Origin of the sequence: Microcoleus sp. AT8-B5, from assembly GCF_036705565.1 — a bacterium.
In the GTDB taxonomy this organism is placed as follows: Bacteria; Cyanobacteriota; Cyanobacteriia; order Cyanobacteriales; family Microcoleaceae; genus Microcoleus.
Genome location: NZ_JAUBUY010000007.1, coordinates 49647 through 64898 on the forward strand (window position 1 = coordinate 49647; position 15252 = coordinate 64898).

The following is a 15252-nucleotide window of genomic DNA, read 5'->3' on the forward strand; positions in this document are numbered from 1 at the left end:
GGCAACGGATTATGTAACGGATGTAAAGGATAGAAGGAAGAAGGAAGAAGGAAGAAGGAAGAAGGAAGAAGGAAGAAGGAAGGAAGAGTTAACACATTAGAAGAAGTTGGCAATTACCAGTTAGCGAACTCCCAAACAACTAAGACAACTATGGCTTCTCAAAAAAAATTGCGGAAATCTGCCTGTACACTGGGTGCCGAAGACTCTTTGAAATTAGCTTGGGAACATCACCAAGCGGGACGTTTGTTAGAAGCTGAGAATTTGTATCGGCAAATAATAGAAGTGCAGCCGGAATCAGCAAACGTGCTGTGTTTGTTGGGAATAGCGGCGAGACAGCAGGGAAAGATTGCAGAGGCGATCGACTTTTACGAAAAGGCGATCGCCCAAAACCGCGATTTTGTAGAAGCACATTTAAATAAGGCTAATCTTTTGCTCGATGTAGGCGAGTATCAAAGGGCGATCGCCAGTTACGAACAAGTCATCAAAATCCAGCCCAACTCCGCACTCGCCTACAATAATTTGGGCTGGTCAAAACAGCAATTAGGCGAAATAGATGCAGCTATTTTATATTACCAAGCAGCGCTGCGAATTGACCCCAATCTGCACGAAACAGCGCACAATTTAGGACATATATTTAAACAGAAGAATTACTTAAATGAGGCAATTGCCTGTTACCAGCACGCTTTAAAAATCAATCCAAATTTGACATATTCCCTGATGGGTTTGGGAACAGTTTGGCAGCAGCAAGGTAAATTAGCAGAAGCTCTCAACTGCTACCAGCAAGCGGTAAAACTAGACCCCAACAATCCCGAAGCTCACAACAATGTAGGAGCATTTTTTCACGAACAAGGCAATGCAAAAGCAGCAATATCCCACTACCGACAAGCCCTAAATTTAAAGCCAGATTTCGTGGAGGCTATTAATAATCTCGGACACGCTTTGGTCGATTTAGGAGAATTTCAAGAAGCTTTTTCTTGTCACAGTCGAGCCTTGGAATTGCAGCCAGAAAACGCGATCGCCCACCTGGAATTCGCCTTAACTTTGCTATTGTTCGGAGATTTTCAGCGCGGTTTTGCTGAATATGAGTGGCGGTGGCGCACTCCGCAACTACAACCGAGGCAATTTAAACAGCCGGTTTGGGATGGTTCGGATTTGCAGGGAAAAACTATTTTACTCCACGTCGAGCAAGGCTTTGGCGATTCTATTCAGTTTATTCGCTACGCGCCGATTCTTCGCAGCCGAGGGGCTAAAGTTATGGTGGCTTGCTATCCAGAACTGATGCGGTTGTTTGCGACAGTTGCCGGCATTGAATATTTATCAGTTCGTTTGGAAGGTTTACCAGAATTTGATGTTCACGCGCCGCTGATGAGTTTGCCGCGAATTGTGGGGACAACTCTGGAAACAATACCAGCAAATGTTCCTTATTTATATCCGCCTGCTGAGTGCAAATTTGCGCTTTCTTCTGATGCCAAGTTGAAGGTAGGGATTGTTTGGGCGGGAAGTCCGAAGCGCCGGAAAGACAATCAGCGTTCTTGCAGCTTGAGCGATTTTATTCGATTTTTGGATGTTCCGGGAATTGCTTTTTATAGTTTACAAAAAAACTTGTCCGAGAGCGATCGCACTTTGTTACACCAACACTTAGTGCCGGATTTAACTCCGCATTTGAACGACTTTGCTGATACCGCTTCGGCTATATCTCAACTGGATTTAGTCATTAGTGTCGATACGGCTGTGGCGCACTTAGCTGGTGCTTTAGGAAAACCGGTTTGGGTGCTGCTTTCTTTTGCTCCTGACTGGCGTTGGCTGCTGGATCGCGAAGACAATCCTTGGTATCCAACTGCGAGGCTTTTTCGCCAAAGTCAGCCGGAAAGTTGGCAAGAATTGTTTGAGGAAGTACAGGCGGCTTTGAGTTTATTTGCGATCGCCAATACTGCTAGTTATTCCGAGGAGTCTGCCAAAGATTCGCTTGACTTCGTTTCACTCGCAATGACGGCTAATCATAAGCCTGACCTCGATTATGTAGCTGTCAAAATGACAGGTGCAAGCGTAGTTCAAGAGAGTAAACAAATATTTGCGATTGCGAGCGAAGGGTTAGCAGAAGGCTCTGCAGCTAAGCAATCGCAGGGGATTGAGACATCGATTGCGATCGGAAACAGCGGGGAGAATTTGGTTGTTTTAGAGGATTTATTGCGGCAAGCAGAGCATTTAATGGAAACAGGCGATCGGGAAGAGGCGATCGCCCTTTACGAACAGATTATATCTCTTGAGCCAAATTGCGTTCAAGCGCGGATTAATTTTGGTTTTCTCAAGCAAGAAAAGGGCGAATTAGAAGCCGCTATCCCGCACTACCGAGAAGCTTTAGCCATCGCTCCAAATATTCCTCAAACAGCTTACAACTTGGCCAAGATTTTTGAGGAACAAGGTCAAGCGGAAGAGGCGATCGCACATTACGAGCAAGCTCTTGTAGCTCAACCGGATTTCGTACCTGCACTGATTAATTTAGCCGTGGCGCTGCAAGAAAAAGGCGAACTTTTCAGGGCGATCGAGCTGTACCGGCGAGCGCTGGAAATTAATCCGCATAGCTGGGAAGCTTACAACAATCTGGCAACTGTTTTGCAAGAACAGGGCAATTTAGAAGATGCGCTGGATTATTATCACAAAGCTCTAGAATTGCTGCCGGATTTTGTGGAAGCTATCAACAATTTAGGCAGGACATTTCTGGAAAAAGGTGCGGTAGAAGATGCGATATCCTGCTACAGACGAGCGATTCATTTAAATCCAAATCATGCTAGCGCTCACCTGAATTTATCCTTGGCTTTGCTGTTGGTGGGAGATTTGGAAAATGGTCTCGCTGAATACGAGTGGCGCTGGCAAATTAAAGAATTTCACACTGGTCATTCCTGTTTTTTGACGGGGCCGGATAATAGTGTTTCGGCAAGAGAATACCGGCCTCTATGGGACGGTTCTGATTTGCTGGGAAAGACTATTTTGCTGCACGCCGAACAAGGTTTAGGTGATTCGCTTCAGTTTATTCGCTACGCTGCGATCGTCAAAAATAAAGGCGGTAGGGTTATTGTGGGCTGTTACCCGCAATTGCACCGTTTATTTGCAACGGTTGAGGGCATTGATTTGCTAATAGTTAAAGGGGAGCCACTGCCGGAATTTGACGTGCAAGCGCCGATGTTGAGTTTGCCCTATATTCTTGGTACAAATCTGCAAACAATCCCGGCAAATACTGCTTATTTATCTCCGCCAGCGGGTGCTGAATTTGGACTTTTGCCCGATCGCACTTTGAAAGTTGGGATTGTCTGGGCGGGGAATCCAAAACACCGCAAAAACAAGCAGCGTTCGTGCAGTTTGAGTCAGTTTCTGCCGCTTTTGGACGTTTCGGGGGTAAGTTTTTACAGCTTGCAGAAAGAGGTTTCTGAGGCCGATCGCGCGCTGTTGAATCAAAGGTCGATCGTAGATTTGAGCCCGCATTTTGGCGATTTGGCCGATACTGCTGCTGCGATCGCCAAACTGGATTTAGTCATTAGCGTCGATACCGCTGTCGCCCATTTGGCGGGGGCTTTGGGCAAACCAGTGTGGATTTTGCTGGCGTTTTCGCCGGATTGGCGGTGGCTGTTGCAGCGCGAAGATAGTCCTTGGTATCCGACGGCGCGGCTGTTTCGCCAGCATCAGCGGGGCGACTGGGAGGACGTTTTCGATCGGGTGGCGGAAGCTCTAGGCGCGGTTGCTGCTGCATTTGTCCCGTCGGATGGGGCGGATGCAGAGTTTCGGTTGGGCGTGGATTTGCAGCAGCAAGCCGATTGGGGCGGTGCGATCTCTTGTTACGAGCGAGCGATCGCGATCGATCCTAATTACGCAGCCGCGCACAGCAATTTAGGCGTTGTTAAACAGCATACCGGCCAGCTAACAGAGGCGATCGCGCACTACCGACAAGCCCTCTTCATCGACGGTAATTTGGCGGAAACTGCGAGCAATTTGGGCAGCGCGCTCGCGGAAGCAGGGGAGACTGAAGAGGCGATCGCAGAATATCAGCGGGCGCTTTCTTTGAACCCGAATTGCGCGGAAGCGCTGATTAATTTGGGCCTGTTGCGGGAAGAGCAAGGGGATGTGGCGGAGGCTATAAGCTGCTACGAGCAAGCGATTCAAGTCAATCCTAATTGCGCGGCGGCTTATTTGAATTTGGGAATTGCTTTGGAGGCACAAGGGGAGGATGCGATCGCGAATTACGAACGGGCGATCGCGAATTACGAACAGGCGATCGCGATCGCTCCCAATGATGTGGAGGCTTTGCAGCATTTAGCATACGCCTCGATCCGACAGGGCAAAATTTCCGATGCGATCGCATACTACGATCGAGCTCTGGCGCTGCAACCGGATTGGGCAGAAACTGATCTCGCTTATCTGAGTTCACTGTCTAGCCCAGATAAGTTGGATGAGGATTTAGCTGTTTGCCAGCAAGCGATTCAGGCATCGCCAGCCAGTGCACAGGCTCACGGCAATCTGGGAATTGTCCTGCACAAACAGGGCAAAATTGAAGATGCGATCGCCTGCTACCAGCAAGCTTTGAGGCTGAAACCCGACTTTCCACAAGCTTTGAACAATCTCGGCAAAGCTTTTGAGGAAGCGGGAAATATGGCAGAGGCGATCGATTGTTACCGTCGGGCGATCGTACTCAAACCCGGTTATATCAATCCCCTCACCAGTTTGGGAAGTGCTTTGCACGATCGCGGACAATTTGCGGATGCTCTCACCTACTACAGCCAAGCAGTTAAATTTAATGTCGCTAGCCCCGAATCTCACCTAAATTTAGGTTTAGCTTTGCTGCTGGCGGGAGATTTTCAGCGTGGTTTTTGCGAGTACGAATGGCGACTCCTAGTTAAAGAAAAACAGTTCCGGCGCCACAACTTTATTCAGCCGGTTTGGGATGGTAAAAATTTGGAGGGAAAAACTATTTTGCTTTGCCCGGAACAGGGTTTAGGCGATGCAATTCAGTTTATCCGCTATGCAGATTTAGTCAAACAAAAAGGCGGTAGGGTAATTGTTTGGTGTTTGCCGCACTTGCAGCGCTTGTTTGCAGAAGTTTCTGGAATCGATGCGTTAATAGTTAATCCAGAGGATGCGCCGGATTTTCAAGTGCGCGCGCAGCTCATGAGTTTGCCTCATCTTCTGGGAACAACTTTAGAAACTATACCCGCCAAAGTTTCTTATTTAGCTCCGCCGCCCGGTTGGGAATTTACTCTCAATCCAACTACTAATTTGAAAGTGGGAATTGTATGGTCAGGAAATCCTAAAAATTCCCAAAATAAGGTGCGATCGTTACCGCTAAAATTGTTGACAAAACTGTTAGATATTCCGGGAGCAGATTTTTACAGCTTGCAACAGGAAATGACAGCAGACGATCGCGCTTTGTTAGAGCAAATAGCCGTAACAGATTTAAGCTCTTATTTGCACGACTTGGCGGATACTGCGGCGGCAATCTCGGCTCTGGATTTAGTGATTTCTGTAGATACTTGTGTGGCACACTTGGCTGGTGCTTTGGGCAAACCCGTGTGGATTTTGCTGTGTTTTGTGCCGGATTGGCGGTGGATGTTGCAACGCGAAGATAGTCCTTGGTATCCCACGGCGCGGCTGTTTCGCCAGTCTACAGCGGGAGATTGGGAAGGAGTTTTAGAACAAGCTGCTTTGGCGCTGAGAGAAAGAATTGTCCAGCATAAACCAGCTATACCGCCCAGAGAAAGTCTAACCAATATTGAATTATATCAAAGACAGTTTAATCAGGGAAATATTCTCAAGGCGCAAGGAAGATTTGCCGAGGCGATCGCTTATTTTAAAAATGCTTTGGTTTTGCAGCCAAATTCGATAGAGACCGCCACGAATTTGGCAGTGACGCTGCACCAAACAGGCGATTTAGCCGAAGCTGCCACCTATTATCAGCGCGCGAGCGAAATTGACCCTAACTGCGCTCAATCTCACAATAACTTGGGTATTTTGCTGCAAGATCAAGGCAATATAATGGCTGCTATATCTTGCTTTCAAAAGGCGATCGCCCTGAATCCGGTTTACGTCAAAGCTCTCAACAATCTCGGCGCGATACTCCAGCAGCAGGGCGAGTTGCCAAGTGCGATCGCGTGTTTTCATCAAGCACTTTCTGTCAATTCCAATTACGTGCCGGCGCTGGTAAATTTGGGTGCGGCGATGCAAACACAATCTCAGCTAGACGAGGCTCAACGGCTTTACGAGCGGGCAATTGAAGCAGAACCTAACAATCCTGCAGGACACTATCACCTGGGAACGTTACGCTTGGGGGCGGGAAAAATAGAACAGGCAATTTCTAGCTTGGAACGAGCCATATCTTTGAACCCTAATTATCTAGAAGCTCTTACTAATTTAGGCAGTGCTGTTGAACAATTAGGAGACGTAAATCGAGCAATTTTGTGTTACAGTAAAGCTCTCGAACTTGATGCAAATTGTGTTAAAAGTCACTTCAATTTAAGCTTAGTTTTGCTGTTAACTGGGGACTTGCCGCGCGGTTTAGCAGAATACGAGTGGCGGTGGCAAACAGAACAGGCGAAAAAATTGCCACGGTTGAATTTTAATCGACCAGTTTGGGATGGTTCAGATTTGAATGGGCAAACTATTTTGCTCCGATCCGAACAAGGTTTGGGCGATGCTATTCAATTTGTGCGATACGCAGCCATTGTGCAGCGAAAAGGCGGCAAAGTAATCCTTTCTTGCTATCAAGAACTGAAGCGTTTATTTAAGCAGATTCCTGGCATCGAACAAGTGGCGGTTCGGATGGATGAATTGCCCGATTTCCAAGTGCAAGCACCGCTGATGAGTTTGCCTCATATTCTGGGAACAAATTTAGAAAATATACCCGCAAATGTTCCTTATTTAGCTGCGCCGCCGCATTGGCAATTTTCTCTAAATTCCGATGGCAATTTCAAAGTTGGGATTGCGTGGGCGGGAAGTTCGGAACATTTGAAGGATTTTCAGCGATCGAGCGATTTAAGCTATTTCCTGCAATTGTTAGATGTTCCCGGTGTAAGTTTTTACAGTCTTCAGAAAGACTTATCGCCTGAAAATCGTACTTTGTTAACTCAAATTCCCGTGATAGATTTGAGCGACAATTTGAACGATTTTGCCGATACTGCGGCGGTGATATCGCAACTAGATTTAGTAATTTGCGTGGATACTGCGATCGCGCACTTAGCCGGTGCTTTGGGTAAACCCGTATGGATTTTGCTGTGTTTTATGCCGGATTGGCGGTGGATGTTGGAACGCGAAGATAGCCCTTGGTATCCGACAGCGCGGCTGTTTCGGCAGCAAACACCGGGCGATTGGGAGGAAGTATTCGATCGCGTAAAAACAGCCTTGCTAGAGAGCATAAAAACAGCCTTGCTAGAGAGGGCGAGCACGGGGGCACCGCCCCTACAATCTACTCGTTTCCAGGCTGTGCCTGGTAACGGAGATACCGAAGCTTCGCCTCGATTTGCCTTATCGCCGCCACAGGTACAATTTTACATAGCAAAGGCCTTAGAAAAACAAGGTAAAAAAGCAGAGGCAGCCGCTCGTTATGAACAAGTAATTGCCGCCTCACCCAGCCACGCAGAAGCCCACAGTTGTTTAGGTTATCTCAAACAGGAAAACGGGCAAATAATCGAGGCAATTTCGCATTACAAACAAGCGCTAGAAACCGATCCCAATCTGAGCGAAACAAACTTATATTTGGGTTCCGCCCTCGAAGAACAAGGAAAAGTCGCAGAGGCGATCGACTTCTACAATAAAGCAATTCAACTACGTCCCAACTCGCCAAATTGGCGCTTGAGACTAGCCTTAGCTTTGCTCTTAACTGGAAATTTTGAGCGTGGTTTTGCGGAGTACGAATCGCGCTGGCAAACTCAACAATTGGATCCGCGCTCTTTTGAGAAACCACTTTGGGACGGCTCTGATTTGCAGGGAAAAACAATTTTATTGCACCCTGAACAAGGTTTTGGTGATACGATACAATTTATCCGCTACGCAGCTTTAGTTAAGCAAAAAGGCGGCAAAGTTATTGTGGCTTGTCATGTCTTGCTGAAGCGTTTATTTGAAGGAATTGCCGGAGTCGATCGAATTGGAGTCAAGCCGAGCGATTTGATTGATTTTCAAGTGCAAGCCCCGCTGCTAAGTTTGCCCAGAATTCTGGGAACTACTTGGGAAAATATACCGGCGAATATTCCTTATTTAGCACCGCCACAGGATTTTAAAATTTATTTAAAGCCGAACAATAAACTCAAAGTAGGTATCGTGTGGGCGGGCGGCCCGCTGCACCGCAACAACCATCGGCGATCGTGTAAATTGAGCGATTTTGTGAAGTTTGTAGATGTTCCTGGAGTGAATTTTTACAGTCTTCAGAAAGATTTGTCAGGGGGCGATATTACTTTATTAAAGCAACACAAAATTGAAGATTTGAGCGAAAATTGCGTCGATTTTGCCGACACAGCAGCAATTATTTCGCAACTCGATTTAGTAATTTGTGTAGATACTTCTGTCGCGCATTTGGCTGGTGCTTTGGGCAAACCAGTCTGGATTTTGTTGTCTTTTGTGCCCGATTGGCGCTGGATGCTGGAACGCGAAGATAGCCCTTGGTATCCCACTGTGCGTCTGTTTAGGCAACAAAAAGCCGGTGATTGGGATGGAGTGTGCGATCGTATAAAAGCAGCCTTGCTAGAGAGGGCGGGCACGGAGGCACCGCCCCTACAATCTACTCGTTACCAAGCTCTGCCTGGTAACGCATATTCAGAGGCTCCGCCTCGGCTTCAACCCCCAGAAACTCCCCCACAAATTACCGGAATGGGCATCAGTTGGCCGATCGGCATCACCAGCGGCTGGGGAATTTACGCCCTGAATTTAACACTACAACTGCGGCAAAATCCTGCCTGGGAAGTTGCACTTTTAACACCGCCATCAATCACCTCAGAATCGATGAATCCGCTGCATAAATCGCTGTTGTTACCTGTCATTGAAAAGCACAAAAGTTTTCAGGAATTAGTAGCAACCAATTCCGACAAACAAATCAGTTGTAATTTTCCCGTACTTTACGCTTTAGGGAATAATTTAGCATCCTCTGGAGTTGACAATCAAATTACCAGCGATTGTCAAATAGGAGTCATATTTTTTGAAGACACGCGAATCACAGCAGAAGCACTAGAAACAGCCAAAAAATATAGCGTGATTGTCGCCGGTTCCAACTGGAATGCCGATGTTTTGAGAAGCTGCGGCTTGACTAATGTGGCGATGGTACATCAAGGAATTGATCCCACAATTTTCCATCCTGCACCCAAATCTAATCTATTTGGCGATCGCTTCGTCATTTTCTCCGGCGGCAAACTGGAATATCGCAAAGGTCAAGATATTGTAATTGCCGCTTTCAAACGATTTCGCGCCAAACATCCAGAGGCTTTGTTACTAACAACATGGCACAACTTCTGGCCTCAGTATATGCTAGGAATCGAACAAACTGGAAACGTTGCGGGACTTCCCAATATCAACCGGGACGGAAGTTTAGGAATTTCGCAATGGTTAGTGGCTAACGGTTTGCCCGTTGACTCTTTTATCGACATAGGCTTAATTCCCAATCACCTCACCGGACAAATTTTGCGAGAAGCCGACTGCGCTGTTTTCACCAACCGCTGTGAAGGCGGTACTAATTTAGTCGCGATGGAAAGTATGGCCTGCGGAATTCCGACTATTTTATCAGCAAATACTGGTCATTTAGACTTGATTTACAGCCACATTTGCTATCCTTTATGGAGTCAAGGACGAGTTAAACTAACTCCTCCTTTTTCCGGTGTAGAAGGTTGGGGAGAGTCTGATGTGGCAGAAGTTGTCGAGGCTTTGGAGCAAGTTTATACTAATCGGCAACAAGCTAAAAGTCGCGGTTTAGCAGCGGCTAATTTCATGCTGGATTGGACTTGGGAAAAACAGGTTAAGCGTTTTTTGGATGTTATATCAAATTCGATTTAACAATCATCTTTTTACGGCGAATAGAATTCGATCCTCCACAAACAAAGTTTGTTTTTGTGGACTCAATAATAAAGAATCATATCATGTCCGATCGATCGCCCATAATACAATTGCCGGGGCGGGTTTGTGAGATTGTCCGTTTTTGGCAAATATTATTGGTGAACCCGCCCCTACAGGAATCAGGGTAATCCACCGGACATGATATCAAGATTAACTTGCGATTAGTTCCAATAGCTTTTCAGCATTATTCACGCTTTCCATATCGTAAAGTTCCCGGTTGTAACAAACAATTTGTGCTACTAATTTGTGATGATATTGTTGAGCTTTTTCATTTCTAGAACCATGAACCTGACGATAATTAAGAACTATTTCTCTCGTTCCAAAAAAAGGAATGCTATGTTTGTGACAATTAACCCAAAATTCCCAATCCTCATAACCTTCTTTCATCTCTGCTTTGTAACCGTTGACCAAATTCCAAACTGATTTGTGATACAATGAAGACGTGCAAATCATATTAGATTGTTTGATATTTTTGGGTGAATATAAATCATAACTGGGTATTGTGTGATTTTCATTGCCGCCAAAAAGTTGATAAGAACCAAATGCTATGCAAGGTACTTTGGATTTTAGACATATTTCTAAAAGACAAATCAAGGCATTGGGATCTAAAATATCATCGGCATCTAAGGGAATTATGTATTCGCCGTTTGCTGCCGATATGCCAGTATTTCTAGCCCTTGATATCCCTTGATTAGCTTGTTCTATTAGCCTAATTTGATGCTGGGGATTTGTTGCTATCAAATTTTTGGCGGCTGTGCTAGTAGTATCTAAGCTGCCATCATTAACAATGATTATTTCCCAATTTTTGTAAGTTTGATTGATAACGCTAGTTACTGCTTGCGACAAAAAATGAGCTTGATTGTAACAGGGAATAATCACAGATATTAAAGGTCGATCTGCCAATTGTGGCGATGCTGAAACTTGTTTGACACTTTCTGATTGTAAATTCTGTGCCGAATTTCTAGCAGCTTGCAAGCTGTAAAAATAAATCTTGGGATGGACGATCGCTAATTGATTCAGCTCGGTATTTTGATACTCATTTACTAACCTCGGATATCCCGGCAAGTATTCTTGTTTAACAAAAATCAAGATATTCTGAGCGTACCAAGGCTCTACTTTGTCATTGTTCCATATTTTTTTTCTCAAGCAATCAATGACTGCATAGCCCTTTTTCTGAAAGTAATAAACCCAATATTCTGGCCACTGTTCGTTAACGTGTTCGACGCCTCCTTGAAATGGTATCGCAGCCGAAAACAGAATCACTGGTGCTAGTTGAGTGAGAGAATTAACAAAGTTTTCGGCACAGGTAGCGGGCAAATGTTCGGCAACTTCCAGAGAAATTGCTAAGTCAAACTTTCTGTTTATTTGCAGCGGTTGCTTTAAATCGGCGGATTGAAACTGATTTAAAGGAATTTGTAAAATAGTGCGATCGACATAATCGCCATCTATTCCCAAACAATCAGCAATTCCCAACTTCTGAAACGCAGCTAACCAGCTTCCCGTACCGCAGCCCACATCCACTACACTTTTAGGTAAAATCGGTTGCAGCAAGTCTAACAGCAGGGGAATAATTTCTCTAGCAGAAGTGCGAGTTCCTTCTCCGATTAATTGGTAAAAATCTCTTGTATAAGATGACTGTTGGTTTTGATGGGTTTGGCTGCCTGTTGGAGAATTAATTGTCTCTAAACTGCTAATATTGTAGCCGTGCAAATGTGCTGGCAACTGCCAGGAAATCTTGGGGTCTGGTTGATGTTTTACTGGCTCGACATTGCCCCGCCAAGCAGCACCCATAATTTGCATTGTTTGATATACTACCGTTTGCCATCCCCTTTGCTTCAAGTAATCTAAACCTTGAGCAACATCGGGAGCGGTTAAATCGTGAAATAAAATTATTGCATCTTCCTCCGCCAATTTTTCACACGCAATGGCATCATTTAACGGCCCATCACCTCCGTGTTCTCCGTCAATAAAAATTAACGACCATTTGCGGTTGAATTGAGCGGAATATTCTTCTACTCGTTGGGGGCTATAGCCCGGTATTAGCTCGACTGATGTTTGAACGCCCGACGCATTTAGAGCACTTTGAATTGAATCGATTACACTTTGTCTGATATCTTCTCTTTCTAACAGCGGATCGACGACATCTAACTCAACTCCTGCGAGGGCTATGTGACAAGCAGACCAACCCAGCCAGCAACCTATTTCTAATGCTTTTTTACCCTTGAATTGCAAAGCAGTATTGTAAAGAATATGTGCTTCGTCGCGATTCAAAAACCCGATAAATGGATAGCGCTTGTCTGCATACCAATTATGCGGAACTTCCCGGCGCAAATAAGGCCAGTTACTCGTATTTGGATCGGCAATAATCATATTGGGGAAATAGGAGTCAGGTATAATTATTTGGAACCCTGGCGAGACATAATCCCCTGGATGTAATAAATTATTTTTGCTAATTTCCGGTTGTTGGTAAGTCATTTTGGGTTTTTGAAATATTTGGACTGCTTCCTGTTTTTTAGGTTGGTAACGGACGCTAATTTCCAGTATATCGCCGTCAGTTGCCATCAATTGTACTCGGTCAAACTGCTGGCGGCCAGCTAAATGCAAAATGCCGATCGCCTCCTGCGGCAAGTACGGCTCCACAAAACAGCCTCGCTGCTTGTCCCAAACCGGAAAACCGTTGAATATCCAATTGCACCAAGCTGGGAGCATTTCAGTGAGATTGAACAATTCGCCACTGTAAACAGCGAGGTTGAGGGCAAATTGATCTGTCATGACACAGCCGGATCTTTGCAATCCTTGATTGATTTTTTCTGCCCAGATTTCCCAGTGCAAAGCATCTTGTCGGAGTGCGAAAACTCCGGCATTTAATATCGGATAAGTGTAGAATTTATTAGCAATTTCTTCACCAAAGTTAGCTTCATATTGTTGATAAACCCACGGCCAAAACTGAGGAAGTTGCCCGTACTGCTGCAAGCTTGCCCTGTGAACTTCGGGAACAATTGCCAGCCCCCGGCGCGATGCTCCTTCAACCAACAAATTAATTGCTCTCCAGTCTTGAACCCAAGCATCTGCATCTATCCAAAGGTATATATCAAAATTGGGAAAGTATTTTCGCAAACAAGGTCTAACTAATAGTCCTTTTAAATGTTCTGGAGATTCATTTCTACCGGGAAAATCAAAATCCCAGTCCGGTTTTTTAATAAAAGTTACTTGCCTTTCTAGCCACTGCAACTGTTCGGGAGTGCAGCCGAGATCGAAAAAGCCGATCGCCACATTTTCACCCTCTGGTTTTTCCCGCACCGATAAAATAGTACCTTGCACCAATTCAAAGTAATTTGCATCGGCGGCCGTGATGATGATAATCTGCATAAATAGTAACGGGTGCATCTCGTTGGGTGGGGCGGGTTTATTTAACCTGTTTGCACCGTTGAGGGGAAGGGGTGAACCCGCCCCTACAGGCTGCTTGAAAAGTCTGATTAAATTATAGAGTAGGGTAGGGTGCGCCGCAGCACCGCAATATTCATAAAACTATACTATCGAGACGATCGAGGAGGAATTGTGAAAAACCATAAAGGGAAAGTTTATCTAGTCGGTGCGGGGCCCGGAGATTGTAACTTGATGACAGTGCGATCGCACAAACTGCTATCCCAGGCCGAAGTCTTAATCTACGATGCCCTCATCGACATCCCGCAACTCGAATTAATCCCAGTAACTTGTCGGAAAATCGAAGTCGGGAAACGCGGAGGCAAACCTTCCACCCAGCAGGAAGAAATTAACCGTTTGCTGGTAGAACATTGCCAACTTGGAAAACAAGTGATCCGCTTAAAAAGTGGCGATCCGTTTATTTTTGGTCGTTCTAGTTCGGAAATTCAAGCATTAATTACAGCGGGCTGCGACTTTGAAGTAATACCCGGAATATCCTCCGCCTTAGCCGCACCTTTACTAGCAGGAATTCCCCTCACAGATCCGGTAATGAGTCGCTGTTTTGCAGTGATGAGCGCCCACGAACCGGATGCTTTGGAATGGGAAGCATTAGTGCAGATAGAAACTTTGGTAATATTGATGGGAGGGCGCAATTTAAGCGAGATAATTTGGCAATTGCAAAAGCACGGACGATCGCCCGAAACTCCGATCGCCATTATCCGAAATTGCGGCCGCCCCGAACAGCAAATTTGGCTAGGCACTCTCTTCAACATTGTACAGCAAACAGCAGGTCAATCTCTGTCGCCTTGCGTAATCGTAATTGGGGAAGTAGTTAGATTGCGCGAATATTTAATCCAGCCAGAAAGCACAAATATGATCGATACACCAGTCACCATTAATAACAGCCAATTGCCGCTAGCAGGAAAAACCATTTTAGTCACGCGATCGGTTTCTCAGTCTGCTGAATTTAGCGATCGACTCCAGCAACAAGGAGCCCGCGCGATCGAAATGCCCGCCTTGGTAATTGGGCCCCCGTCCACTTGGGAACCATTAGACAGTGCGATCGCACAATTGTCAAGCTTTCACTGGTTAATTCTCACTTCCCACAACGCTGTAGACTGCTTTTTTCAAAGATTACAAGCAAAAGGCAAAGACGCCCGCAGCTTGTTTGGTATTAAAATCGCAGTTGTCGGGAAAAAAACAGCAGAAAGTTTGCGATCGCACTCTCTACAACCCGACTTTATTCCCCCCAACTTTGTCGCCGATTCCCTAGTCGAGAACTTCCCCTGGCAGGGCGGGCACGGGGGCACCGCCCCTACAAACTGCAAAATCCTATTTCCGAGAGTAGAAAGCGGCGGCAGAGAAGTTTTAGTTAAAGAATTCACCGCCAAAGGAGCGCAAGTAATAGAAGTGCCAGCTTACCAATCTTGCTGTCCCGAAACTATCGATCCGATCGCCCTATCCGCACTCCAAAACCAAGCCGTAAATATCATAACCTTTGCCAGTTCCAAAACCGTGCATAACTTTTGCAATCTCCTCGAAAAAAGCCCAGAATTATCCCTGTCTAAGGATTGGTTGGAAAACGTTTGCATCGCATCCATCGGGCCGGAAACTTCCAAAAGCTGTCAGAATTTATTGGGTAAGTTAGATGTGGAAGCCAAAGAATATACCTTAGACGGATTGACTGAGGCGATCGTCCAATGGGCACAAGCGAGGTTGTAAAATAGTTGTACGATCATTAGGAGGAAAGAA

Annotated in this window: 3 protein-coding genes; 2 read left to right on the plus strand and 1 reads right to left on the minus strand. The window is 45.7% G+C overall.

The window, feature by feature from the left end; all coding sequences use genetic code 11:
• Positions 1-150 precede the first annotated feature (150 nt).
• Positions 151-10017: a tetratricopeptide repeat protein gene (locus tag QUB39_RS07170; protein ID WP_333485041.1), complete on the plus strand. Its 9867-nt coding sequence runs from the start codon at positions 151-153 to the stop codon at positions 10015-10017.
• Between the two features lie 210 nt (positions 10018-10227).
• On the opposite strand, the gene QUB39_RS07175 is transcribed toward QUB39_RS07170, so the two are convergent.
• The gene (locus tag QUB39_RS07175; RefSeq protein WP_333485042.1) at positions 10228-13446 is read right to left on the minus strand and encodes a glycosyltransferase; all 3219 of its coding nucleotides are present in this window, start codon (positions 13444-13446) and stop codon (positions 10228-10230) included.
• Positions 13447-13635: 189 nt separating this feature from the next.
• Between QUB39_RS07175 and cobA the strand changes: the two genes are divergently transcribed.
• Positions 13636-15222: a uroporphyrinogen-III C-methyltransferase gene (gene cobA, locus QUB39_RS07180; RefSeq protein ID WP_333262253.1), complete on the plus strand. Its 1587-nt coding sequence runs from the start codon at positions 13636-13638 to the stop codon at positions 15220-15222.
• Positions 15223-15252: the final 30 nt, after the last annotated feature.